Genomic DNA, 243 nt, shown 5'->3' with positions numbered 1-243 from the left:
GGGTGCCTGTCCGGATTTACACGATGCGGGGATTGAGGCTAGAGACCACAATGGGATGGAAGCACAGCCTGTTGCTGAGCATGGAAAAAATCGCGACGGCTTCTGCCACCCACTGCCTGGCGGTATCGGACAGTTTAACGGAGCGGGCAATTGAATTCGGCATCGCCGAGGAAGAGAAAATCAGCGTCCTTGGAAAAGGCAGCGGCGATGGTTTTGATATAGCGAGGTTCCAGCATAACCCCG

Annotated in this window: 1 protein-coding gene; it reads left to right on the top strand. The window is 55.1% G+C overall.

Features of this window, described 5'->3' with window-relative positions; all coding sequences use genetic code 11:
* Positions 1-50: 50 nt before the first annotated feature.
* Positions 51-243: hypothetical protein (locus R0J87_RS23835; RefSeq protein WP_498889497.1), on the top strand; the 193-nt coding region annotated here is incomplete at its 3' end.

The organism is Halomonas sp. SIMBA_159 (assembly GCF_046536035.1).
Classification (GTDB): Bacteria; Pseudomonadota; Gammaproteobacteria; order Pseudomonadales; family Halomonadaceae; genus Vreelandella; species Vreelandella venusta_A.
The sequence above is the reverse complement of the archived record's forward strand: the minus strand, read 5'-3'. Positions and strand labels throughout refer to the sequence as shown.